The following is a 21,894-nucleotide window of genomic DNA, read 5'->3' as shown; positions in this document are numbered from 1 at the left end:
TTTCAGTCAGGTCAGTGGGCGTGGCCCAGCGCCTCGCCCGCTTTCAACTGGTACACGGTGCCGCAGTACGGGCACTTGGCTTGGCCGTGCGACAGGTCGAGAAACACGCGCGGGTGCGTGTTCCAGATCTTCATGCCCGCCTTGGGGTTGGGGCAGTAGGTTTCACCGTTGGGCGTCAAGTCCTTGGCCAGCAGTTCGACCGCTTGTGCTTGCGTAGTCATGCCATGTTCTCCTGTGCCGCTCAGACCTTGGTGAGCCACGAAGCGTATTTGGGGTTGCGGCCGTTCACGATGTCGAAGAAGGCGCTCTGGATCTTTTCGGTGACCGGGCCGCGCTGGCCTTCGCCGATCTGCACGCGGTCCAGTTCGCGGATCGGCGTCACCTCGGCCGCGGTGCCGGTGAAGAACATCTCGTCGGCGATGTAGCACTCGTCGCGCGTGATGCGCTTTTGCACCAGCTCGATCCCCAGGTCCTTGCAGATGTGCAGCACCGTGTTGCGGGTGATGCCGTTCAGCGCGCCGGCCGACAGGTCGGGCGTGTAGACCACGCCGTCCTTGATGAGGAACACGTTTTCGCCCGCGCCTTCGCTGACGAAGCCGGCCGAGTCGAGCAGCAGCGCCTCGTCGTAGCCGTCGTCCAGCGCTTCCATGTTGGCCAGGATCGAGTTGCTGTAGTTGCTGACCGCCTTGGCCTGCGTCATGGTGATGTTGACGTGGTGGCGCGTGTAGCTGCTGGTCTTGACGCGAATGCCGCGCTTCAGCCCTTCTTCGCCCAGGTACGCGCCCCAGGCCCAGGCGGCCGCCATCACGTGGATGGTGTTGCCCTTGGGGCTGACGCCCAGCTTTTCGGAGCCGATCCACACCAGCGGGCGGATGTAGCAGCTTTCCAGCTGGTTGGCGCGCACCACTTCCTTCTGCGCCTCATTCACTTCGTCCTGCGTGAAGGGCATCTTCATGCGCAGGATCTTGGCGCTGTTGAACAGGCGCTGCGTGTGTTCCTGCAGGCGGAAGATGGCGGTGCCGTTGACGGTGTTGTAGGCACGCACGCCCTCGAACGCGCCGCAGCCGTAGTGCAGCGTGTGCGTCAGCACGTGGATCTTCGCGTCGCGCCAGTCGACCAGCTGGCCGTCGAGCCAGATCTTGCCGTCGCGGTCGGCCATGGAAAGGGGGGGCAGTGCTCATGAAGGTTCCTGGAAGTCAGCGGTGGACAGGAAGGGTGCCCGGGTCAGGCCGCAGCCCGCCCGGCGCGGGCGCAAGGCATGGATTTTATGCCTCGCCGCCGGGCGCTGGCGCTGGCGCGGCGGGCCGATCCAGCTGCCAGCCCGTCAGCTTGCCACCGTCGAATTCGGCCGTCACGGACGATGCGCCCGGGTCGGTCCAGCGGTAGCGCTCGGGCTGCGTACCTTCGGGCGACAGGCGTTCGCCCAGCGACCGGGTGAGCGCCACCACGTGCAGCAACGCCTGGCCTTTCTTCAGCTTGGCGTTGAGCATGACCGCGCTGCCGACATAGCCGATCGGCTGGTCGGCCGCGCGCTTCATCACGTTGATGAGGCGCGTGTAGTACAGCATGAACCACAGGACCAGTGCGCTGCCGAGCAGGGCCAGCCCCGACCAGCCGCCGGCGCGCCAGGCGCCCGCGCCCAGTGCAATGGCCGCCAAGAGAGTGAGAATGCGTTGCCAGGTCATGGGGCGATTGTCGCGTGTGGCGGCGTCAGTCCAGCCCGCGCACCAGCGCCATCGCCTCATCCACGCGCTCGACGGCGTGGATCGTCAAGCCCTCGAACGCCTTGTCCGCCTTCTTCGGGGCATTGGCCTTGGGCACCACGGCGACGGAAAAGCCGAGCTTGGCGGCCTCCTTCAGCCGCTCCTGCCCGCGCGGCGCGGGGCGCACTTCGCCGGCCAGGCCGACTTCACCAAAGGCGATGAAGCCCTTCGGTAAAGCCTTGCCCCGCAGGCTGCTGGTGATGGCCAGCATCACCGCCAGGTCGGCCGCCGGCTCGCTGATGCGCACGCCGCCCACGGCGTTGACGAACACGTCCTGGTCGCCCGTGGCCACGCCCGCGTGCTGGTGCAGCACGGCCAGCAGCATGGCCAGTCGGTCGCGCTCCAGCCCCACGGAGAGGCGGCGCGGACTCACGCCGCCCGTGTCCACCAGCGCCTGGATTTCGACCAGCATCGGCCGCGTGCCTTCCAGCGTCACCAGCACGCAACTGCCGGGCACGGGCTGCGCGTGCTGGCTCAAAAAGATCGCGCTGGGGTTGCTGACGCCTTTCAGCCCGCGCTCGGTCATGGCGAACACGCCGATCTCGTTGACGGCGCCAAAGCGATTCTTGATGGCGCGGATCAGGCGGAAACTGCTGTGCGTGTCGCCCTCGAAGTACAGCACCGTGTCCACCATGTGCTCTAGCACGCGCGGGCCGGCCAGCTGGCCGTCCTTGGTGACGTGGCCGACCAGCACGATGGCGCAGCCACTCGACTTGGCCCAGCGCGTCAGGTGCGCCGCGCATTCGCGCACCTGCGCCACGCTGCCGGGCGCGCTGGTCAGCTGGTCTGAGTAAACGGTCTGGATCGAGTCAATCACGGCCACAGCCGGCTTCTGGTCTGCGAGTGTTGCTATGATTTTTTCAAGCTGTATCTCGGCCAGCACCGCCACCTGCGAGCCGGTGATGCCCAGCCGGCGCGCCCGCAATGCCACCTGCGCGCCGCTTTCCTCGCCGGTGACGTACAGCGTCGGCAAGCCGGCGCGCTGCAGCGCATCCACGGCCTGGAGCAGCAGCGTCGATTTGCCGATGCCCGGATCGCCGCCGATCAGCACCACGCCGCCTTCGACGATGCCGCCGCCCAGCACGCGGTCCAGTTCGCCCTGGCCGGTGGGGGGTGCGGGCCACGTCCACCGCCTCGATGGCGGCCAGCGGGCGCACTTCGCTCGACGGCGCCAGCGCCGAGAACGTGGCGCCGAGGCGGTTCTTGCCGCCCGCCGCGGGCGCTTCGACCACGCTTTCCACCAGGGTGTTCCACGCGCCGCACCCTGGGCACTTGCCCAGCCAGCGCGGGCTGGTGGCGCCGCATGCGTTGCAGGTGTAGGTGGTCTTGGGGCTCGCCATAGCCCGATCCTATCTGGCGGCGCGCGTCAACCGACCGGCCGCGTCAACGGTTGAGGGTGCCGTGGCAGCGCCAAACCGCTACCATGCGCCACCTTTTGTGTTTATTGACCCGAGGATCGAGCCCATGTCCAGCGTGCCCGCCACCGCCGTTTCCGGTCAGCCGCCCGTTTCGCGCAACCGCCTGCTCGTCACATCCGGGCTGGGCTGGATGTTCGACGCCATGGACGTCGGCCTGCTGTCCTTCATCCTCGCGGCGCTCAAGGCCGACTGGGGCCTGACGCCGGGGCAGATGGGCTGGATCGGTGCCATCAACTCCATCGGCATGGCGGTCGGCGCCATCATGTTCGGCATGATGGCCGACCGAATCGGCCGCAAGCACGTGTTCGTCATCACGCTGCTGCTGTTCGCCATCGCCAGCGGGCTGTCGGCCTTTGCCACCACGCTGGCGGTGCTGATGGTGCTGCGCTTTTTCATCGGCATGGGCCTGGGCGGCGAACTGCCGGTGGCCAGCACCTACGTGTCCGAGCGCGTGCCGGCGCACGAGCGCGGGCGCATCGTGGTGCTGCTGGAAAGCTTCTGGGCGCTGGGCTGGATCCTGGCGGCGCTGATCGCCTACTTCGTCATGCCGCTGTTCGACAAGGACATGGGCTGGCGCGTGGCGCTGATCCTGGGTGCGCTGCCGGCCTTCTATGCGCTGTACCTGCGCCGCAAGCTGCCCGACGACAAGCCCACCGCGCCGCCGTCGGCCGGCCTGCCGTGGTCGGCGCGCCTGGCGCGACTGTGGGCCGCCGAGCACAGCCGCAACACGCTGATGCTGTGGATCCTGTGGTTCACCGTGGTGTTCTCGTACTACGGCATGTTCCTGTGGCTGCCCAGCGTGATGGTCGGCAAGGGCTTTGCGCTGATCAAGAGCTTTGAATACGTGCTGATGATGACGCTGGCGCAGTTGCCGGGCTACTTCACCGCCGCCTGGCTGATCGAGCGCGCGGGCCGCAAGTTCGTGCTGGTGGTGTACCTGCTGGGCACGGCGGCCAGCGCCTGGGCCTTTGGCAATGCGACGACCGAAGGCTCGCTGCTGCTGTTCGGCGCGCTGCTGTCGTTCTTCAACCTGGGCGCGTGGGGCGCGCTGTACGCCTATTCGCCCGAGAACTACCCGGCCCCGATCCGCGCCAGCGGCGTGGGCACGGCCGCGGGCGTGGGCCGCATTGGCGGCATCCTGGGCCCGCTGGCGATCCCGTTCCTGGGCGCGCAGGGCTGGGCCACCGGCGCGATCTTTGCGCTGTTTGCGGTCACCATCGCCGTCGGGGCGCTGGCCGTGGCGCTGCTGGGGCGCGAGACGAAAGGGCAGGCGGTATGAAACTGCGCCACAGGAACCCGGCGCTGCCCTTGCTGAGCGGAGGCGATGCATGAATCTCTCATGGTGCTATGTCAGCACGGCCACCCCCGCCTTCGACCTGCAACGGCTGGACGAGCTGTACCAATCGTCGCGCGAATTCAACCTGACGCACGGCATCAGCGGCGTGCTGCTGTACAGCGGCGGGCGCTTCTGCCAGCTGATCGAAGGGCCGGCCGCGGGCATGGCGGAGGTGATGGCGCGCGTGCGGGGCTGCCCGTTGCACGTCCATCTGCTGACGCTGTATGAAGAAGACGTGCCCCAGGCCGCGTTCCCGTCCTGGTCGCTCGGCACCGCCAGCGACTGGCGCGGTCAGCGCATGGAGGTGCCGGGCGACGGCCAGCTGGCCCGGCTGACCCCGGCGCAGCAATCGGCCTGCCGTGTGCTGCGCAACTTCATCGCGTGGGAAGACGCCGGCTCGCCGCAGGATTTCGTGCCGACGCGGTATTGAGCGCCGCGCGAGGCGTCCAAGCCGACCGCGCGTCAAAGCCCTGCGCCAGCGCACGCGGGCGGGGCTGGCCCCCCGACCGCTGCACCGCAGGCTGAAGTCGGCCATTGCCCGTCGGCGCGCCGGGCGTCAGCCGAACAGCTTGTTCGCCGTCTCGGCGATCAGCTTGCCCTGAAAGCGCGCGCCGTCCAGCTCGATCACGCTCGGCTGGCGCTGGCCCTGGCCGCCGGCGATGGTGGTGGCGCCGTAGGGGCTGCCGCCGGCGATCTCGTCCAGCGTCATCTGCGCCTGGTAGCTGTAGGGCAGGCCGACGATGGTCATGCCGAAGTGCAGCAGGTTGGTGATGATGGAAAACAGCGTCACTTCCTGGCCGCCGTGCTGCGTGGCGGTGGAGGTGAAGGCGCCGCCCACCTTGCCGTTGAGCGCGCCACGCGCCCACAGGCCGCCGGCCGCGTCGAGAAAGGACGCCATCTGCGCCGGCATGCGGCCAAAGCGCGTGGGCGCGCCGACGATGATGGCGTCGTAGTGCTCCAGCTCGGCCACGGTGGCGATGGGCGCGGCCTGGTCGAGCTTGAAGTGCGCGCCCTTGGCGATGTCCTGCGGCACGGTTTCGGGCACGCGCTTGACGTCCACCGTGGCGCCGGCAGAGCGGGCGCCTTCGGCCACGGCGTTGGCCATGGTCTCCAGGTGGCCGTAGCTGGAGTAGTAGAGGACGAGGACTTTGGACATGAAGAAGCTCCTGAAATGAAGGGGGTTGAACGGTCGGCGTTGGCGCCGGTGTGGGCACTTTACCCTTCCATAAAACGCGGTAAAAGGGGCTGAAAAACAATTATCTATTGCTGAAACTGGAATAATCTTTGCCGCCCCCGTCGATCTGAAAACCATCAGGAGGATGCAATGGACCGTTTGCTTTCCATGCGGGTGTTCGAGCGTGTGGTGGATGAAGGCAGCCTGGCCGGCGCGGCGCGGGCGCTGGATTTGTCGCCGCCGGTGGTGACGCGGCTGATGGCCGGGCTGGAGGCGCACCTGGGCACGCGCCTGCTGCAGCGCACCACGCGCCGCCAGGCGCTGACCGAGGCCGGCGAGGCCTATTTGCTGCGCGTGCGCACCATCCTGCGCGACATCGACGAGGCCGAGCAACTGGCCAGCGCCCACACGGCCGAGTTGGCCGGCACGCTGCGCCTGCACGCGCCGCCGGTGCTGGCCAGCCACGTGATTGCGCCGCGCATCGCCGGCTTTCACGCGCGCTATCCCGGCATCGCCATCGACCTGACGGTGGAATCGCGCCACGAGCCGCCGGTCGAGGACCACGACATCACCCTGTTCAGCGGCACCGCGCGCCCCGGCCCCGACGTGGTGGCGCGCAAGGTGGTCGACGCCGAGGCGGTGCTGGTCGCCACGCCGCGCTACCTGAAGCACGCCCCACCGTTGACGCAGCCGGCCGACCTGGCCCAGCACGCCTGCCTGCGCCTGGCCCAGCCCGACAGCGACCCGGCCGTGTGGCGCATGTGGTGCCCTGAAGGGCCCGACGAACCGCTGGACGTGGCCATCACCCCGCTGCTGGTGGCCAACCACAGCGACACGCTGGTGCGCGCCACGCTCGACAGCGCGGGCATCACCTCGGCCTCGCTTGACCTGATGGCGCCCTACCTGGTGCGCGGCGAACTGGTGCGCGTGCTGGCGCCCTGGATCACCGGGCGCCTCTCCATGTACGCGGCGGTGCCCACGCGCAAGTTCATCCCGCAGCGCACGCGGGTGTTTCTGGATTGGCTGGTCGATGAAACGCGCCGCCAGACCGCCGAGGCGGTGGCGGCCTACACGGCGCGTGCCGGCACGTCAGGCTGATGGGGTGAAGCCCCGCGCCAGCGCGCGCGTGATCTCCGCCGCCGGCAAGGGGCGGCAGCCGCTGGCGTTCTGGCCGCTCCACAAGGGCGTGAAGTCGGTGCGCCCCGCTTTTTCGGCGGCAGCGCGCAGGGGCGCCATGGCGGCGGTGGCCAGCGGAAACGCCGGCGCGGCGGCGCTGATCGGCCCCTGCTCGCGCACCACCCGGTTGACGATGCCGCGCGCCGGGCGGCCGGTGAAGCAGTTGGTGACAGCCGTGTGGCGCGCCGCCTCGCTTTGCAGCGCGGCGCGGTGCAGCGGCGTGGTCGTCGCCTCGTCGGCGCACAGGTAGGCGGTGCCCACCTGCACGCCGGCTGCGCCCAGCGCCATGGCCGCGCGCACGCCCGCCGCGTCCGCGATGCCGCCGGCGGCGATCACCGGTACGCGCACGGCGGCCACCACTTGCGGCAGCAGCGCGAAGGTGCCCAGCTGCTCGCTCAGGTCGTCGCTCAAAAAGTGGCCGCGGTGGCCGCCGGCTTCCAGCCCCTGGGCGATGATGGCGTCGGCGCCGTGCTCCTCAAGCCATAGCGCCTCGCGCACGGTGGTGGCCGACGACAGCACGAAAGCGCCCCAAGCCTTGGCGCGCGCCAGCAACTCGGGCGCCGGCAGGCCGAAGTGAAAACTCAGCACCGGCGGCTTGAATTCGGCCAGCAGATCGGCCGCTTCGGCGCTGAAGGGCACGCGCCCTGGCCCGGCGGGCACGCTGTCGATGTCCAGGCCCAGTTCGGCGTAGTAGGGCGCCAGCGCGGCGCGCCAGGCGGCCTCGCGCGCCGCATCGGGCGCGGGCGACGTGTGGCAGAAGAAGTTGACGTTGTAGGGCAGGCCGCTGGCGGCCAGCAGCGCCAGTTCGTCGCGCAGCTGCTGCGCGGACAGCATGGCGCAGGGCAGCGAGCCGAGCGCCCCGGCCCGCCCGACGGCCAGCGCCAGCGCGCTGCCCTGCACGCCCGCCATGGGCGCCTGGATGAGTGGCAACGCGGTGCCGAGCACGGTGGACAAGGAGGTCATGCGCCGATTCTGGCAGGCCGCGCTTGACCTGCGCGCCACGCGGTTTTTGTCGAAAACACTTGCGCTCCGCCGATTTATTTAATACATTAAATAAATGCCACGACGCAGCCCCTTCACCCACCGCAACCTGCCGCTGCTGTTGCTGCAGGCGCGCGAGGCCGTGATGCAGCACCGGCGCCCGACCTTGCGTGAGCACAGTCTGTCGGACCAGCAATGGCGCGTGCTGCGCGTGCTGGCCGAGCACGCCGCCGAGGGCGGGCTGGAGACGGGCCGCGTGGCGCAGCAGGCCTTCATCCTGGGCCCCAGCCTAACCGGGATGCTGGCGCGCATGGAGCGCGACGGCCTCATCACGCGCCAGCGCAGCGGCGAAGACGCGCGCCGCAGCGTCGTCAGCGCCACCGCCGCCGGGCTGGCGCTGGCCGATGCGCTGTCGCAGGCGATCGAGGCCGATTACCTGGACCTGGAAGCGCACCTGGGCAAGACCAAGCTGGCGCAGCTGTACCGCCTGCTGGACGAGTTGATTGCGCTGCAGGAACAGGTCTGCGCCGACGAATCCTTGGAGACCGCCACATGAACGCTACGCCTCCTTGGCTGCCGCAAGGCACCGTGTACGGTAGCCTGCTCAACTTCCAGCGCGAGTACGCGCTGTGGGCGCCCCGGATGGCCGAGCCGCCCTACAAGGCGCCGCCCCAGGCGCCCGTGCTGTACGTGAAAACGGCCAACACCTTTGCCGCCCATGGCGCGGCCATCGCCGTGCCGGGCGAGGTGGCGGTGGGCGCGACGCTGGGCCTGGTGAAGGCGAATTCGGATCGTTTTGTGCCGCCTGCGCTGTCAGGGCAAGCGCAGGCAGCTATCGAAAATGAAGCATCCGGTTTGCAGGTCATCGCTGGCGTCGTGCTGCTGGCCGACCTGAGTCTGCCGCACGCCAGCTATTACCGCCCACCGATCAAGTTCCGCAACCGCGACGGCTTTCTGGGCTGCGGCCCGGCGTGCGTGCCGCTGGCGGCGGTGGGCGATGTCGGCGCGTTGAAGATCACCGTGCGCATCAACGGCGAATTGCGTCAGACCGTCGATCTGTCCACGCTGGTGCGCGACGCCGCCACGCTGCTGGCCGACGTCGAGGCGTTCATGACGCTGCAACCCGGCGACGTGCTGATGCTGGGCACGGATTGTCTGGACGACGGCACGCGCCCGCGCGCCAAGGCGGGTGACCGCATCGAGGTCAGCGCGCCGGGCTTTGCGCCGCTGGTCAACACCTTGGTCGAGGAGGCCGCATGAGCAGGCACGCCCGCATCGCCTGGGCCGGCGCCGTGCACCACGCCATTGAGCGCGACGGCCAAGTGGAGTTGCAAACGCCCGCCTTCAAAGGCCAGCGCCTGAGCTTCGACGAGGTCATCTGGCTGCCGCCACTGGCCGACATACCGCCGCACCGTCCGCGCACCGTGCTGGCGCTGGCCATCAACTACGCCGACCATGCGAAGGAGCTGGCCTTCAAACCGCCCGAGGAGCCGCTGGCCTTTGCCAAGGGCGCCGCTTCGCTGCTTGGCCACCGCGCCTTCACCGTGCGCCCTGATGGCGTGCAGAACATGCACTACGAATGCGAGCTGGCCGTGGTCATTGGCCGCGAGGCGAAGCACGTGCACGCGCACGATGCCTATGACTTCGTGCGCGGCTACACCGTCGCCAACGACTACGCCATCCGCGACTACCTCGAAAACTGGTACCGCCCCAACCTGCGCGTGAAGAACCGCGACACCTGCACCCCCCATCGGCCCCTGGCTGGTCGATGCGGCCGACGTGCCCGACCCGATGAACCTGGCACTGCACACCACCGTCAACGGGCAGGTCACGCAGCAGGGCAACACCCGCGACATGGTGTTCGACGTGCCGACGCTGATCGAATACTTCAGCAGTTTCATGACGCTGTACCCCGGCGACCTGATCCTGACCGGCACGCCCGATGGCGTGGTCGATTGCCCGGTGGGCAGCCACGTGGTGTGCGCCATCGAAGGCATTGGCGCGCTGGAGAACACCATCGTTGCTGCGACCCAATGAAGACGGAACAGCCGGACGCGAAGGACGCGAAGATCACGCGAAGGACGCAAAAGGAACAGCCAAGAAAGGTTTTTTTCGCGTTCTTCGCGGAACCTTTGCGTCCTTCGCGTCCGGGATTGGTTTTTTGAACTTGAACAAACGCCACCATGAAAATTGATCACCTCATCAACGGCAAGCCCGTTGCCAGCGACACCTATTTCGAGACCACCAACCCCGCCACGCAGCAGGTGCTGGCCGAAGTCGCCGCCGGCGGGGAGGCCGAAGTCCACGCCGCCGTCGCTGCCGCCAAGGCCGCCTTCCCCGCCTGGGCCGGCCTGCCCGCCACCGAGCGCGCCAAGAAAATCCGCGCGCTGGGCGAGTTGATCGCCAAGCATGTGCCGGAGATCGCCAAGACCGAGACCGACGACACCGGCCAGACCATCAGCCAGACCGGCAAGCAACTGGTGCCGCGCGCAGCCGACAACTTCACGTATTTCGCCGAGATGTGCACGCGCGTCGACGGCCACACCTACCCGACGCCCACGCACCTGAACTACACGCTGTTCCACCCCGTCGGCGTGTGCGCGCTGATCAGCCCGTGGAACGTGCCCTTCATGACCGCGACTTGGAAGGTGGCGCCGTGCCTGGCCTTCGGCAACACGGCGGTGCTGAAGATGAGCGAACTCTCGCCGCTGACCGCCGCGCGCCTGGGCGAACTGGCGCTGGAAGCCGGCATCCCCGCCGGCGTGCTGAACGTGGTGCACGGCTTTGGCAAGGAAACCGGCGAGCCGCTGTGCGCGCACCCCGACGTGCGCGCGATCTCGTTCACCGGCAGCACGGCCACCGGCAACCGAATCGTCAAGACCGCGGGCCTGAAGAAATTCAGCATGGAGCTGGGCGGCAAAAGCCCCTTCGTGGTCTTCGACGACGCCGACCTCGACCGCGCGCTGGATGCGGCCCTGTTCATGATCTTCAGCAACAACGGCGAGCGCTGCACGGCCGGCAGCCGCATCCTGGTGCAGCAGAGCATCTACGCCGACTTTGCGCAAAAGTTTGCCGAGCGCGCCAAGAAGATCACGGTGGGCGACCCGCAGGACGAGAAAACCATCATCGGCCCGATGATTTCGCAAGGCCATCTGGCCAAGGTGCGCAGCTACATCGAGCTGGGGCCGAAGGAAGGCGCCACGCTGCTGTGCGGCGGGCTGGACCGCCCGTCGTACGCGGCGGAACTGCCGGCGCACGTCGCCCAAGGCAACTACGTCTGGCCCACGGTGTTCGCCGACGTCGACAACCGCATGAAGATCGCGCAGGAAGAAATCTTCGGACCGGTGGCCTGCCTGATTCCCTTCAAGGACGAGGCCGACGCCATCGAGAAAGCCAACGACATCGACTACGGCCTGTCGAGCTACGTGTGGAGCGAGAACATCGGCCGCGCCCACCGCGTGGCCGCCGCCATCGAAGCCGGCATGTGCTTCGTCAACAGCCAGAACGTGCGCGATTTGCGCCAGCCCTTTGGCGGCACCAAGGCATCGGGCACGGGGCGCGAGGGCGGCACCTGGAGCTACGAGGTGTTTCTGGAGCCGAAGAACGTCGCGGTGTCGATGGGTTCGCACCACATTCCGCATTGGGGGGTGTGACCATGCAGCGTCGCCAGCTCATCCAGGCAGCGGCCGCCAGCGTGTGGGTGCCGCTGCTGGCACGTGCGCAGAGTGCGTGGCCCACCAAGCCCATCCGCATCGTCGTGCCGTTCACGCCCGGCGGCACGACCGACTTCGTCACGCGGCTGGTTGCCACCGAAGTCGCCAAATCGCTCGGCCAGCCCGTTGTGGTTGAAAACAAGCCCGGCGCCGGCACCGTGATCGGCGTCGACTCGGTCGCCAAGTCGACGCCCGATGGCACCAGCTTCGTCACCGTCGCCAACAGCTTCACCGTCAACCAGACGCTGGTGAAGAAGCTGCCCTACGACAGCGTGAAGGACCTGCGCCCGGTGGCGCTGATGGGCCTGTCGGAACACGTGCTGGCCACGCACCCCGGGAGCGGGCTGAAGTCGGTGGCCGACATCGCGGCGCAGGCCAAGGTCGGGCAGAAGCTCAGCTACGCCTCGTTCGGGCCGGGCACCTCGGCGCACCTGGCGGGCGAGATGCTCAAGAGCCAGCTGGGCGTCGACATCGTGCACGTGCCGTACAAGGGCCAGGCGCCCGCGCTGGCCGACTTGCTGGGCGGGCAGGTGTCGATGATGTTCGGCAACTGGCCCGAGTTTCGCAACCACGTGCAGGCCGGCAAGCTGGTCGCCATCGGCATGGCCACGGCGCGACGCTCGGCCTACGCCCCGGCCATTCCGACGCTGGCCGAGCAGGGGCTGAAGGTCGAGTCCAACTCATGGAACGGCCTGCTCGCGCCCGCGGGCACGCCCGATGCCGTGGTGCAGCGCATGAACGCGGCGGTGAACCAGGCCATGCAGTCGCCCGCCGTGGTCGACGCCTTCCAGAAGGGCGGCATCGCCGCCAGGTCCGGAACGCCCGAGCAGTTTGGCGACTTCATCCGCAGCGAGATCGCCCGGTACGCCGAAGTGATACGCCGCGCGGGCATCACGGCGGACAATTGAACCTGCTGCGGCGCACGGTGTGCCGCCAGGATCCACGCATGAACCTCGACCCGCGTTCCCGTTCGGTTTCCCGCCGCCGCGCCCTCGTCGGCCTGGGCGCTGCCTGCGCCGCGTTGCCCGCGCGCGCACAGCCGGCCGGCGCGCCGCCCTGGCCGAGCGGGCCGATCACGATCCACACGGCGTACCTGTCGGGCGGCACCTCGCACAACCTGGGCAGCGTGACCGCCGCACAGATGTCGATCCAGCTGCGGACCGACGTGGTGCTGCAGTCGCTGCCCGACAAGTCGCCCGCCGCACTGGCGCGCCTGGTGGCCGAATCGGCGCCGGACGGCCGCACCGCGCTGCTGGTGTCCAACGTGTTCATCCGCAGCGCCATCGTGAACGCCGACGCTGGCTACGACCCGCTGGCCGACTTCAAGCCGGTGGGCCTGATCGCCAGCACCGAATTCGCGCTGGTCGCCAATGCGAGGGCGCCTTTCCATTCGCTCAGCCGCATGATCGAGCTGGCGCGCGGCCGCGCCACGCCGCTGCGCGTGGCCAGCTTCGGTCAGGACAGCACCGCGCATTCGGCGGCCGAGCAGCTGCAGCAGCTGGCACGCATCCCGCTCGAAGTGACCCATTACCGCGGGCAGTCGCCCGCCGTCGCCGCGCTGCTGGCCGGCGACCAGGACCTGAGCTTCATCAACATGCCCGAGCTGCTGCCGCTGGTGCGCCAGAAGCGCGTGGTGGTGCTGGCCACCGCGGGCAGACGCCGTTCGCCCCAGCTGGCGCACGTGCCCACGTTCACCGAACTGGGCTACCCAATCACCTTTTCGCCGTGGTACGGCCTGGTGGTGCCCGCGTCCACGCCCGATGCCGTGGTGCTGGCCTTCAACCGGGCGCTGCGCGAAGCGGTCGACTCGGGCTATCTGCAATCGATTCTGCTGGCGCTGGGCGCCGCGCCGCGCGCGGGCACGCCGGCCGACATGCGCGACACCATGGCCGCCGAAGCGGCCGATCTGCGTCGCATCCTGCGCAAGCCCGCCGCTGCGCCCCGAAGACCCTGACCGGAGAGCCACACACCATGGGACAACTCGCCCTTGCCGCCAAGATCACCCACGTGCCCAGCATGTACCTGAGCGAACTGCCGGGCGACCGCCACGGCACGCGGCAGGACGCCATCGACGGCCACGTTGAGATCGGCCGCCGCTGCCGCGAGCTGGGCGTAGACACCCTCGTCGTGTTCGACACGCACTGGCTGGTCAACGCCAATTACCACCTCAACTGCGCGCCGCACTGGGAAGGCACCTACACCAGCAACGAACTGCCGCACTTCATCAGCAACATGCGCTTCGGCTTTTCGGGCAACCCCGAGCTGGGCCGCATCCTGACCAAGGCGTGCTGCGAGCAGGGCGTGGAAACGCTGGCGCACGACGCCACCACACTGGCGCCCGAATACGGCACGCTGGTGCCCATGCGCTACATGAACGCCGACCAGCACTTCAAGGTGGTGTCGGTGTCGGCGATGTGCACCAGCCACTATCTGAACGATAGCGCCCGGCTGGGATGGGCCATGCGCGAGGCGGTCGAAAAGCACTACGACGGCAAGGTCGCCTTCCTGGCCAGCGGGTCGCTGTCGCACCGCTTCGCGCAGAACGGCCTGGCGCCCGAATTCGCCTTCAGGATCTGGAGCCCCTTCTTAGAAAAGCTGGACGCCGAGGTGGTGGCCATGTGGAAGAACGGCGAATGGGGCGACTTCTGCGCCATGCTGCCCGAATACGCGTCCAAGGGCCACGGCGAAGGCTTCATGCACGACACGGCCATGCTGCTGGGCGCGCTCGGCTGGTCGGCGTACGACGGCAAGGTGGACGTGGTCACGCCGTATTTCGCGGCCTCGGGCACGGGGCAGATCAACGCCGTGTTCCCGGTCACGCCGCAGGACGGCCACGCCGTGCCGCCGCCCGAAGCCTCGCGCGCGACTTCGTACAAGGCCTTCCCGCGTCTTTGACATGCCGCACCTGGTCATCCTCTACACCGGCAACCTCGACGCCGTGGTCGACATGCCTGCGCTGTGCCGCGAGCTGGCCGACACCATGCTGGCCGTGCGCGACGACGACGGCGCTCAGGTCTTTCCGACCGGTGGCACGCGCGTGCTGGCCTACCCGGCGCCGCACTTCGCCGTGGCCGACGGCGGCGCGGCCGGGCGCGCGGCGGGCGCGGGCAAGACCGGCGTCGCCACTGGCGACCCGGGCGACTACGGCTTCATGTACCTGAACCTGCGCATGGGTCGCGGTCGCAGCAATGCTACGCAAAAGAGAGCAGGAGACGCGCTTCTGCAAAGCGCACGCGCCCGATTGGATGCGGTAATGGCAACGCGCCACATCGGCGTCACGCTGCAGGTCGACGAAGGGCCCGAGGTGTTCGACGCCAAGCACAGCACCCTGCACCCGCTTTTCAGGAAGAATTGACGCACCATGCTGACCCCCGAACAGATCGAACAACTGGCCGCCGAGCTGCAGCACAGCGAGCAGACGCGCGTGCCGGTGGAGCATTTCTCCAAGCGCTTTCCCGGCATGACGATCGAGGACGGCTACCGCGTCAGCCGCGCCTGGGTGGCGCGCCAGCTGGCCGGGGGCCGCCACGTCATCGGCCACAAGATCGGCCTGACTTCGCGCGCCATGCAGCTCAGCAGCCAGATCGACGAGCCCGACTACGGCACGCTGCTCGACAGCATGCTGTTCACCGCCACGCCGGGCCAGGTGCTGGAAATTCCCGCCAACCGCTTCATCGCGCCGCGCGTCGAGGTGGAACTGGCCTTCGTGCTGAAGTCCGACCTGCAAGGCCCGCACGTCGATGTCGAACAGGTGCTGGCCGCCACCGACTACGTCACGCCCGCCATCGAAATCATCGACGCGCGCATCGAGCAGTTCGACCGCCACACCAAGGTGATGCGCAAGGTGTTCGACACCATCAGCGACAACGCCGCCAACGCGGGCATCGTGGTCGGCGCGGGCCGTGCCGATGCGCGCGCCATCGACCGCCCGTGGGTCGGTGCCATCCTGCGCTGCAATGGCGTGGTCGAGGAAACCGGCCTGGCCGCCGGCGTGCAGGGCGACCCGGCCATCGGCATTGCCTGGCTGGCCAACAAGCTGGCGCCGTGGGGCGAATCGCTGAAGGCCGGGCAGATCGTGCTGGCCGGTTCGTTCACGCGGCCGGTGGCGGCCAAGGCCGGCGACGAGTTCGTGGCCGACTATGGCGCGCTCGGTGTTCTCCATTTCCGTTTCGTCTGAAGCCATTCCATGCAAACCCCTGTCAATTCCTTCAAGCGCGCCATCACCCAGCAACAGCCGCAGATCGGCCTGTGGTTGGGGATGGCCAATGCCTACTCGGCCGAGATCTGTGCCGGCGCCGGTTTCGACTGGCTGCTGATCGACGGCGAGCACGCGCCCAACGCGCTGCCCGATGTGCTGGCGCAGCTGCAGGTCATCCAGGCCTACCCAGGCGTGAACGCCATCGCGCGCATTCCCTTCGGCCACGGCGAGGCGGGCACGGCGCTGATCAAGCAGTACCTCGACCTGGGCGTGCAGACGCTGCTGGTGCCGATGGTCGACACGGCCGAGCAGGCCGCCGCGCTGGTGCGCGCCACGCGCTACCCGCAGAACGACGGCCAGGGCGGCGTGCGCGGCATGGCCGGCACGCGTGCATCGCGCTGGGGCCGCTACCCGCAGTACGCCAAGGAGGCCAACGAGCAGGTCTGCCTGCTGGTGCAGGCCGAGACGCGCGCCGGCATCGAGAACCTGGACGCCATCGCCGCCACGCCGGGCGTGCACGGCGTCTTCATCGGGCCGGCCGACCTGTCGGCATCGCTCGGCCATGTGGGCGACCCCAACCACCCGGAGGTGCAGCGCGTCATCGAAGACGGCATCGCCCGCATCCTGAAGGCCGGCAAGGCGCCCGGCATCCTCACGTCGGACGAGGCGCAGGCGCGGCATTACCTGTCGCTGGGCGCGCTGTTTGTCGCCGTGGGGCTGGACACGCAGATCCTCGTGCGCCAGACGGCGGCGCTGGCCGCGCGCTTCAAGGGCACGCCCGCACCGGCCGCGCCGACGCCGGGCAGCGTTTATTGACGACGATGGGAACCCCCGCCATGCACCCCGACGAACGCGCCGCGCGCCTGCAACTGGCCGCCTGCTACCGCATCTTCGCGCTGCTGGGCTGGACGGAAATGATCTACAACCACATCACGCTGCGCCTGCCCGACAGCGTGACCGGCGGCGCCAAGCAGTTCCTCATCAACCCCTTCGGCCTGCACTACACCGAGGTCACGGCCAGCAACCTGGTCAAGGTCGATCTGGACGGCACGGTGCTGGACGGCTCCAGGCACCCCATCAACCCTGCCGGCTACGTGCTGCACAGCACGATCCACGGGGGCATCGACGGCGCGCACTGCGTGATGCACACGCACACCACGGCTGGCGTGGCGGTGGCGGCGCTGGCTTCGGGCCTGTCGCAAAGCAATTTCTACAGCGCGCAACTGCACGACATGGTGGCCTACCACGACTTCGAGGGCATCACCATCCACGCCGAAGAAGGGCCGCGCGTGCTGGCCAGCATTGGCCGCAGGCAGGCGGTGATTTTGCGCAACCACGGCCTGCTGTCGTGGGGCCAGACGCTGCCGCAGGCCTTTGCTGTGCTGTGGACGCTGCAGCGCGCGTGCGAGATCCAGCTGGCCACGCAAAGCATGGGCGCGCCGCTGCCGGTGCCCGAAGCCATTGCCGCCAAGTGCACGCGCGACGCGCTGCAGTTCGACCCCCGGCACGGCGCGGGCCAGGACGTGTTCAACGCGCTGGTGCGGCAGGTGGACCGACTCGACGATAGCTATAAAAATTGAAGCTGCTCGCGCTGATGGCGCAAGCGCTGGAGGCCTGAATGATGCAAAAAATCGCCATCTACGGCGCGGGCGCCATCGGCGGCTGGATGGGCGCCCGGCTGGCCGGCGTGGGTGGCCAGGTCAGCGTGGTGGCGCGCGGTGCCACGCTCGACGCGCTGCGCACGCACGGGCTGCGGCTGCGCGACAGTGACGCCGAATCGGCCCACGCCGTGCAGGCCAGCGACGACCCGGCCGCGCTGGGCGTGCAGGACGTCGTCATCGTGTCGGTCAAGGCGCCCGGCATGGCCGAAGTGGCGCGCCGGATCGGCCCGCTGATCGGCCCCAACACGCTGGTGCTGACAGCCATGAACGGCGTGCCGTGGTGGTTCCTGCAAGGCTTTGGCGGCCCGGTGGCGGGGCGCACGCTGGAATCTGTCGACCCCGGCGGCGCCATCGCGCGCGCCATTCCCGCCGCGCAGGTCATCGGCTCCGTAGTGCACGCCAGTTGCTCGGTCGACGCGCCGGGCGTGATCCGCCACCGCGCGGGCAACGGCCTGATCGTGGGCGAGCCGGCGGGCGGCGACACACCGCGCGCGCAGGCGGTGGCCGCGCTGCTGACCCAGGCCGGCTTTGGCGTCACGCTGTCACCGCAGATCCAGCGCGACGTCTGGTACAAGCTGTGGGGCAACATGACGGTGAACCCGGTGTGCGCCATGACGGGCGCCACGTCCGACCGTGTGCTGGACGACGAGCTGGTGCGCGGCTTCATCAGCGCCGTGATGCTGGAAGCGCGCGAGATCGGTGCGCGCATCGGCATCCCCATCGCCGAGCAGCCCGAAGACCGCCACCAGGTAACGCGCAAGCTGGGCGCCATGCGCCCGTCGATGCTGCAGGACGTGGAGGCCGGCAAGCCGGTCGAGATCGATGCGCTGGTGGCGGCGGTGCGCGAACTGGGGCAACTGACGCAGGTGCCGACGCCGTTCACCGACGCGCTGCTGGGGTTGTCGCGGTTGCATGCGCGGGTGCGCGGGCTGTATCCCGACGCATGAACCCGACCACCCGCGCCCTCAGCACCGCCGCCTTCGCCACGCTGCTGCTCATCGCGGCCCTGATGGGCGCCAACCACGTGGCGGCGCGCCTGGCGTTCAACCACGGTGTCGATGTGCCGACCGCGGTCACCTTTCGCAGCGTGGTCACGGCGGGCGTGGTCGGCGCGCTGCTGCTTTTGCAGCGCGTGCCGCTGGCGTTGACGGCGCGCCAGCGCAAGGCGCTGCCGCTGATCGGCGTGCTGATCGCCATCCAGAGCCTGTGCCTGTATTCCGCCGTGGCGCGGCTGCCGGTGGCGCTGGCGCTTCTGGTGTTCAACAGCTTTCCGCTGATGACCGCGCTGTGGGCGCGCCTGCTGTACCAGCACCGGCCCGAGCGCGCGTTGCTCGTCGCCATGCCGGTGATCCTGTTCGGCCTGGTGCTGGCGCTGGACGTGCTGGGCGCCGCCTCGGGCCTGGGCGCGGCGGGGCAGTGGCGCGAGATCGGCGCCGGCGTGGCCTTTGCGCTGGGCGCGTCGACCACCTTCGGCCTGGCGCTGGTGCTGACGCAGCACGAAGCGGGCGGACTGGACGGCCGCCTGCGCACCTTCGCCACCATGGCCATGGTCGGCCTGCTGGCGGGTGCGGCGGTGGCGTGGCGCGGCGGCTTTGCCTTGCCGACGGCGCCCCCCCGGCTGGTGGGGGCTGGGGCTGCTCACGCTGCTGTACGGCACCGGCATCACCCTCCTGTTCACCGTGTTGCCGCGCCTGGGCGTGGTCGGCAATTCGGCCGTGATGAACGTCGAGCCGGTGTTCGCGCTGGTGCTGGCGTGGCTCATCCTCGGGCAGCGCATTGCGCCGGTGCAGGTGGTCGGCGCGCTGGTGGTGGTGGGCGCGGTGATGTGGTTGGGCACGAGGAAAAAGTGACATCCCCCTGAGGCGCTTACGCGCCTTCCCCCTTCTTGCTTCGGTAAGGGGGGGCGCCGCCGGTCGACGGGGAGCCCCCGGCTCTGGCGGCCTCTGGTGTGGCCTGCTGCGCGCCCGCCTGTCGTTGAACAGGCCACACCGCTACCATGCGGGCATTGCCTCTGAACTGCACGCCATGACCGACCCCACCCCCCGCGAACGACGCCGCCGACCACGATGCCGACTTCGACGACGCCACCAGCGCCACGCTTGACACGCTGGAAGACGTTCTTGACGCCGTGCGGGCGCGCCACCCCGGCACGCCGCAATGGGAATTCTGCGAAGGCGTGCTGACCGCGCTGCTGTGCACGCGCCGCACCATCGGCGAGGACGAGTGGCTGCCGCTGGTGTTCGGCCGCGCGGCCAGCGAGGTGTTCGCCACACCGGCCGAGCGCACGCAATTCAGCATGGGCTGGCTGGAGCGCGAATCGCAGTTGCGCGCCGCGCTCAACGCCGACGTCGAATCGCTGGACGACGAACGCGCCCTGAGCCCCGCGGTGATGGACTGGCGCGGCCTGCTGGCCAGCCTGCCCGAGTCCGACCGCGCCGAAGCCACCGAGGGCCAGGACGGCCTGCCGCCTGCGCTGGCGCAGGTGTGGGCCAGCGGCTTCCTGGCCGTGGTGGACCACTGGGCCGACGACTGGGCGCCCCCCGCGCGACAAGGAAATCGCCGAGATGCTGGACGACGCGCTGTCCTGCATCGAGGACCTGACCGCCGACGACACCGGCGCGCCCGTGCTCAACCTGTACGACCCCAATGGCCCACCCAGCGTCAGCCAGGCCCGCTTCGATGCGTTTGGCGAGGCGCTGTGGGCGGTGTACGACCTGCACGACATCGCCAGAAGTCTGGGGCCGCGCGTGGCGCCGGTGGTGAGCGACAAGATCGGTCGCAACGACCCATGCCCCTGCGGCAGCGGGAAAAAATACAAGAAATGTTGTGGTGGGTAGGCTCCCCCCTGTGTCGCCTTCGGCGCCTTCCCCCCCGGGGGGACAACGCTGGCGCGCGGGGAAACCCCGCGCGCGGCGTTCGCGGATGGCCTGCTCCGCGGCCCTTTCCGGGACTTGCTGCGCAGTCCCCATCTGCCATTTTTCCAAAGTGGCGAGGGAGTAGTCGCGTGCTGGTTGCTACACTAAACATAGCTGTGTGCGCTTGATGAGCAAGCGCTGGAGCCCTCTTTGGTTCTGAATTTCGTCTGGCTCGGCTTCTTTCTGAGCGCCTTCGTGGCCGCCGCCGTGCAACTGCTGCAGGGCGATGTGACGGTCTTTCCGAAGCTGCTCACGGCCATGTTCGATGCCGCGCGGACGGGTTTCGACATCTCCATCGGCCTGGTCGGCATCATGGCGCTGTGGCTGGGCTTGATGAAGATCGGCGAGCGCGCCGGCATGGTCGACGCGTTTGCGCGCGCTGCCAACCCGGTGCTGCGCCACCTGTTTCCCGGCGTGCCGCGCGGCCACCCGGCGCAGGGCGCGATGACGCTGAACATCAGCGCCAACCTGCTCGGCCTGGACAACGCCGCCACGCCGCTGGGGCTGAAGGCGATGCAGGAGCTGCAGACGCTCAACGACCGGCCCGACACCGCCACCCACGCGCAAATCATGTTCCTGGTGCTGAACACGGCGGGGCTGACGCTGATCCCCACCTCGGTCATCGCCATCCGCCAGACGCTGGCCGTCAAGCAGGGGCTGGTCGGCTTTAACGCGGCCGACATCTTCTTGCCCACGCTGGTGGCCACGGCCTGCTCGCTGCTGTCGGCGCTGGTCGCGGTGGCGGCGGTGCAGCGCATTCCGCTCTGGCGCGCCGGCCTGCTGCTGCCGCTGGCGGGCTTTGGCGCCGTGGTCGGCGCGCTGGTGTGGTGGCTGTCGCGCTTTCCGCCGGAGCAGGCCGCGCAGTGGATGGGCGTGATCGGCGCCGGTGTCATCCTGGCCGTGGTCGCCGCCTTTCTGGTGGCCGGCGCGCTGCGCGGCGTCAACGTGTACGACGCCTTCGTCGATGGCGCCAAGGACGGTTTTGGCGTGGCAGTGCAGATCATTCCGTACCTGGTGGCGATGCTGGTCGCCATTGCGGTGTTCCGCGCCGCCGGGTTGATGGATGTGCTGATGGGCTGGATCGCCGCCGCCGTGTCGGCGCTGGGCCTGCCGACCGACTTTCTGCCCGCCGTGCCCGTGGGCCTGATGAAGGTGCTGAGCGGCTCGGGCGCGCGCGGCTTGATGGTGGACGTGATGCAGACCCACGGCGTCGATTCATTTCCTGCCAAGCTGGCCGCCATCATCCAGGGCTCGACCGAAACCACCTTCTACGTGCTGGCGGTGTACTTCGGCAGCGTCGGCGTCAAGCACACGCGCCATGCGCTGCCTTGCGCGTTGTTCGCCGATGCGGTGGGGCTGGTGGCGGCGATTGGGGTGGCCTACGCGTTCTTTCGCTAGGCTCACCATGTCGTATTGCCGCCGGCTCTTGCCCGAGGCAACGGTGCTTCGCGGGCGCGGGCGGCTTCCGCTGCAGCGGTAGCGCGGTGCACTTGCCAGATTTCTGTGGCAAGCTCTAACTGGGTGCGGGTCTATGCCATGCACCGATCTGTTCGTATAAC

The 21,894-nt window shown here is 68.9% G+C and carries 21 protein-coding genes and 4 pseudogenes; 19 read left to right on the top strand and 6 right to left on the bottom strand.

Translation table 11 applies throughout. From position 1 onward, the window contains the following. Positions 1 to 11: 11 nt before the first annotated feature. The 4 genes and pseudogenes from R0D99_RS15935 to radA all read right to left on the bottom strand — a co-directional run bounded on the left by R0D99_RS15935 (position 12) and on the right by radA (position 3,103). The gene (locus R0D99_RS15935; protein WP_317749157.1) at positions 12 to 221 is read right to left on the bottom strand and encodes a zinc-finger domain-containing protein; all 210 of its coding nucleotides are present in this window, start codon (positions 219 to 221) and stop codon (positions 12 to 14) included. 20 nt (positions 222 to 241) lie between these two features. Then, positions 242 to 1,159: a branched-chain amino acid transaminase gene (locus R0D99_RS15930; protein WP_416365942.1), complete on the bottom strand. Its 918-nt coding sequence runs from the start codon at positions 1,157 to 1,159 to the stop codon at positions 242 to 244. Between the two features lie 106 nt (positions 1,160 to 1,265). Continuing rightward, positions 1,266 to 1,685: a glycerate kinase gene (locus R0D99_RS15925; RefSeq protein WP_317749156.1), complete on the bottom strand. Its 420-nt coding sequence runs from the start codon at positions 1,683 to 1,685 to the stop codon at positions 1,266 to 1,268. A gap of 25 nt (positions 1,686 to 1,710) precedes the next feature. After that, positions 1,711 to 3,103, bottom strand: a pseudogene (radA, locus tag R0D99_RS15920) (DNA repair protein RadA). 124 nt (positions 3,104 to 3,227) lie between these two features. Here radA and R0D99_RS15915 point away from each other — a divergent pair. Both R0D99_RS15915 and R0D99_RS15910 read left to right on the top strand, forming a co-directional pair. After that, complete coding sequence (locus R0D99_RS15915; RefSeq protein ID WP_317749155.1) at positions 3,228 to 4,460, top strand: MFS transporter; 1,233 nt, start codon at positions 3,228 to 3,230, stop codon at positions 4,458 to 4,460. A gap of 49 nt (positions 4,461 to 4,509) precedes the next feature. Next, positions 4,510 to 4,947 (top strand): BLUF domain-containing protein, encoded by a 438-nt coding sequence (locus tag R0D99_RS15910; protein WP_317749154.1) that lies wholly within the window; start codon positions 4,510 to 4,512, stop codon positions 4,945 to 4,947. Positions 4,948 to 5,073: 126 nt separating this feature from the next. On the opposite strand, the gene wrbA is transcribed toward R0D99_RS15910, so the two are convergent. Beyond that, positions 5,074 to 5,673 (bottom strand): NAD(P)H:quinone oxidoreductase, encoded by a 600-nt coding sequence (wrbA, locus tag R0D99_RS15905; RefSeq protein ID WP_317749153.1) that lies wholly within the window; start codon positions 5,671 to 5,673, stop codon positions 5,074 to 5,076. Positions 5,674 to 5,841: 168 nt separating this feature from the next. On the opposite strand from wrbA, the gene R0D99_RS15900 reads away from it, so the two are divergent. Next, complete coding sequence (locus R0D99_RS15900) at positions 5,842 to 6,789, top strand: LysR family transcriptional regulator (RefSeq protein ID WP_317749152.1); 948 nt, start codon at positions 5,842 to 5,844, stop codon at positions 6,787 to 6,789. Here R0D99_RS15900 and R0D99_RS15895 read toward each other — a convergent pair. Next, the gene (locus tag R0D99_RS15895; RefSeq protein WP_317749151.1) at positions 6,781 to 7,830 is read right to left on the bottom strand and encodes a nitronate monooxygenase; all 1,050 of its coding nucleotides are present in this window, start codon (positions 7,828 to 7,830) and stop codon (positions 6,781 to 6,783) included. The two genes, R0D99_RS15900 and R0D99_RS15895, sit on opposite strands and share 9 nt — an antisense overlap. A gap of 94 nt (positions 7,831 to 7,924) precedes the next feature. Here R0D99_RS15895 and hpaR point away from each other — a divergent pair, with 94 nt between their 5' ends. The 16 genes and pseudogenes from hpaR to R0D99_RS15810 all read left to right on the top strand — a co-directional run bounded on the left by hpaR (position 7,925) and on the right by R0D99_RS15810 (position 21,733). After that, complete coding sequence (hpaR, locus tag R0D99_RS15890; RefSeq protein WP_317749150.1) at positions 7,925 to 8,404, top strand: homoprotocatechuate degradation operon regulator HpaR; 480 nt, start codon at positions 7,925 to 7,927, stop codon at positions 8,402 to 8,404. Then, on the top strand, positions 8,401 to 9,108 hold the full coding sequence (locus R0D99_RS15885) for a fumarylacetoacetate hydrolase family protein (protein WP_317749149.1): 708 nt from the start codon (positions 8,401 to 8,403) through the stop codon (positions 9,106 to 9,108). The genes hpaR and R0D99_RS15885 overlap by 4 nt, the downstream gene beginning before the upstream one ends. Beyond that, positions 9,105 to 9,885 (top strand): annotated as a pseudogene (locus R0D99_RS15880) (fumarylacetoacetate hydrolase family protein). Before R0D99_RS15885 ends, R0D99_RS15880 begins: the two are co-directional and overlap by 4 nt. A gap of 146 nt (positions 9,886 to 10,031) precedes the next feature. Beyond that, a complete protein-coding gene (hpaE, locus tag R0D99_RS15875) occupies positions 10,032 to 11,501 on the top strand; it encodes a 5-carboxymethyl-2-hydroxymuconate semialdehyde dehydrogenase (protein ID WP_317749148.1) in 1,470 nt (489 codons plus the stop codon). 2 nt (positions 11,502 to 11,503) lie between these two features. Beyond that, a complete protein-coding gene (locus R0D99_RS15870) occupies positions 11,504 to 12,469 on the top strand; it encodes a tripartite tricarboxylate transporter substrate binding protein (RefSeq protein ID WP_317749147.1) in 966 nt (321 codons plus the stop codon). A 38-nt stretch (positions 12,470 to 12,507) separates the two neighbouring features. Next, entirely contained in the window at positions 12,508 to 13,515 is a 1,008-nt protein-coding gene (locus R0D99_RS15865) for a tripartite tricarboxylate transporter substrate binding protein (protein ID WP_317749146.1), read from the top strand. A gap of 17 nt (positions 13,516 to 13,532) precedes the next feature. Continuing rightward, entirely contained in the window at positions 13,533 to 14,456 is a 924-nt protein-coding gene (gene hpaD, locus R0D99_RS15860; protein WP_317749145.1) for a 3,4-dihydroxyphenylacetate 2,3-dioxygenase, read from the top strand. A gap of 1 nt (position 14,457) precedes the next feature. Next, entirely contained in the window at positions 14,458 to 14,916 is a 459-nt protein-coding gene (locus tag R0D99_RS15855) for a 5-carboxymethyl-2-hydroxymuconate isomerase (protein ID WP_317749144.1), read from the top strand. A gap of 6 nt (positions 14,917 to 14,922) precedes the next feature. Continuing rightward, positions 14,923 to 15,738: a 2-oxo-hept-4-ene-1,7-dioate hydratase gene (gene hpaH / locus R0D99_RS15850; protein ID WP_317749143.1), complete on the top strand. Its 816-nt coding sequence runs from the start codon at positions 14,923 to 14,925 to the stop codon at positions 15,736 to 15,738. Between the two features lie 9 nt (positions 15,739 to 15,747). Next, on the top strand, positions 15,748 to 16,575 hold the full coding sequence (locus tag R0D99_RS15845; RefSeq protein ID WP_317749142.1) for an aldolase/citrate lyase family protein: 828 nt from the start codon (positions 15,748 to 15,750) through the stop codon (positions 16,573 to 16,575). A 20-nt stretch (positions 16,576 to 16,595) separates the two neighbouring features. Then, positions 16,596 to 17,339 (top strand): class II aldolase/adducin family protein, encoded by a 744-nt coding sequence (locus R0D99_RS15840; protein WP_317749141.1) that lies wholly within the window; start codon positions 16,596 to 16,598, stop codon positions 17,337 to 17,339. A 38-nt stretch (positions 17,340 to 17,377) separates the two neighbouring features. Next, the gene (locus R0D99_RS15835; protein ID WP_317749140.1) at positions 17,378 to 18,367 is read left to right on the top strand and encodes a 2-dehydropantoate 2-reductase; all 990 of its coding nucleotides are present in this window, start codon (positions 17,378 to 17,380) and stop codon (positions 18,365 to 18,367) included. Beyond that, positions 18,364 to 18,732, top strand: a pseudogene (locus tag R0D99_RS15830) (EamA family transporter); the annotation flags it as partial. The gene R0D99_RS15835 and the pseudogene R0D99_RS15830, both read left to right, overlap by 4 nt. A gap of 253 nt (positions 18,733 to 18,985) precedes the next feature. Continuing rightward, positions 18,986 to 19,270 (top strand): EamA family transporter, encoded by a 285-nt coding sequence (locus R0D99_RS15825; protein ID WP_317751141.1) that lies wholly within the window; start codon positions 18,986 to 18,988, stop codon positions 19,268 to 19,270. 257 nt (positions 19,271 to 19,527) lie between these two features. Continuing rightward, a pseudogene (locus tag R0D99_RS17375) lies at positions 19,528 to 20,257 on the top strand (UPF0149 family protein). Positions 20,258 to 20,485: 228 nt separating this feature from the next. Further along, positions 20,486 to 21,733, top strand: coding sequence for a nucleoside recognition domain-containing protein (locus tag R0D99_RS15810; RefSeq protein ID WP_317749138.1), 1,248 nt, complete (start codon positions 20,486 to 20,488; stop codon positions 21,731 to 21,733). Positions 21,734 to 21,894: the final 161 nt, after the last annotated feature.

This window comes from Ottowia sp. SB7-C50, from assembly GCF_033110285.1.
Lineage (GTDB): Bacteria > Pseudomonadota > Gammaproteobacteria > Burkholderiales > Burkholderiaceae_C > Ottowia.
This window is presented reverse-complemented; position numbering and strand designations above follow the sequence as displayed.

Bases quoted from the DNA above. Each gene is read 5' to 3' on its own strand.
- R0D99_RS15935 (WP_317749157.1), bottom strand. From the start codon at position 221: ATGACTACGCAAGCACAAGCGGTCGAACTGCTGGCCAAGGACTTGACG.
- R0D99_RS15930 (WP_416365942.1), bottom strand. From the start codon at position 1,159: ATGGCCGACCGCGACGGCAAGATCTGGCTCGACGGCCAGCTGGTCGAC.
- R0D99_RS15925 (WP_317749156.1), bottom strand. From the start codon at position 1,685: ATGACCTGGCAACGCATTCTCACTCTCTTGGCGGCCATTGCACTGGGC.
- R0D99_RS15915 (WP_317749155.1), top strand. From the start codon at position 3,228: ATGTCCAGCGTGCCCGCCACCGCCGTTTCCGGTCAGCCGCCCGTTTCG.
- R0D99_RS15910 (WP_317749154.1), top strand. From the start codon at position 4,510: ATGAATCTCTCATGGTGCTATGTCAGCACGGCCACCCCCGCCTTCGAC.
- wrbA (WP_317749153.1), bottom strand. From the start codon at position 5,673: ATGTCCAAAGTCCTCGTCCTCTACTACTCCAGCTACGGCCACCTGGAG.
- R0D99_RS15900 (WP_317749152.1), top strand. From the start codon at position 5,842: ATGGACCGTTTGCTTTCCATGCGGGTGTTCGAGCGTGTGGTGGATGAA.
- R0D99_RS15895 (WP_317749151.1), bottom strand. From the start codon at position 7,830: ATGACCTCCTTGTCCACCGTGCTCGGCACCGCGTTGCCACTCATCCAG.
- hpaR (WP_317749150.1), top strand. From the start codon at position 7,925: ATGCCACGACGCAGCCCCTTCACCCACCGCAACCTGCCGCTGCTGTTG.
- R0D99_RS15885 (WP_317749149.1), top strand. From the start codon at position 8,401: ATGAACGCTACGCCTCCTTGGCTGCCGCAAGGCACCGTGTACGGTAGC.
- hpaE (WP_317749148.1), top strand. From the start codon at position 10,032: ATGAAAATTGATCACCTCATCAACGGCAAGCCCGTTGCCAGCGACACC.
- R0D99_RS15870 (WP_317749147.1), top strand. From the start codon at position 11,504: ATGCAGCGTCGCCAGCTCATCCAGGCAGCGGCCGCCAGCGTGTGGGTG.
- R0D99_RS15865 (WP_317749146.1), top strand. From the start codon at position 12,508: ATGAACCTCGACCCGCGTTCCCGTTCGGTTTCCCGCCGCCGCGCCCTC.
- hpaD (WP_317749145.1), top strand. From the start codon at position 13,533: ATGGGACAACTCGCCCTTGCCGCCAAGATCACCCACGTGCCCAGCATG.
- R0D99_RS15855 (WP_317749144.1), top strand. From the start codon at position 14,458: ATGCCGCACCTGGTCATCCTCTACACCGGCAACCTCGACGCCGTGGTC.
- hpaH (WP_317749143.1), top strand. From the start codon at position 14,923: ATGCTGACCCCCGAACAGATCGAACAACTGGCCGCCGAGCTGCAGCAC.
- R0D99_RS15845 (WP_317749142.1), top strand. From the start codon at position 15,748: ATGCAAACCCCTGTCAATTCCTTCAAGCGCGCCATCACCCAGCAACAG.
- R0D99_RS15840 (WP_317749141.1), top strand. From the start codon at position 16,596: ATGCACCCCGACGAACGCGCCGCGCGCCTGCAACTGGCCGCCTGCTAC.
- R0D99_RS15835 (WP_317749140.1), top strand. From the start codon at position 17,378: ATGATGCAAAAAATCGCCATCTACGGCGCGGGCGCCATCGGCGGCTGG.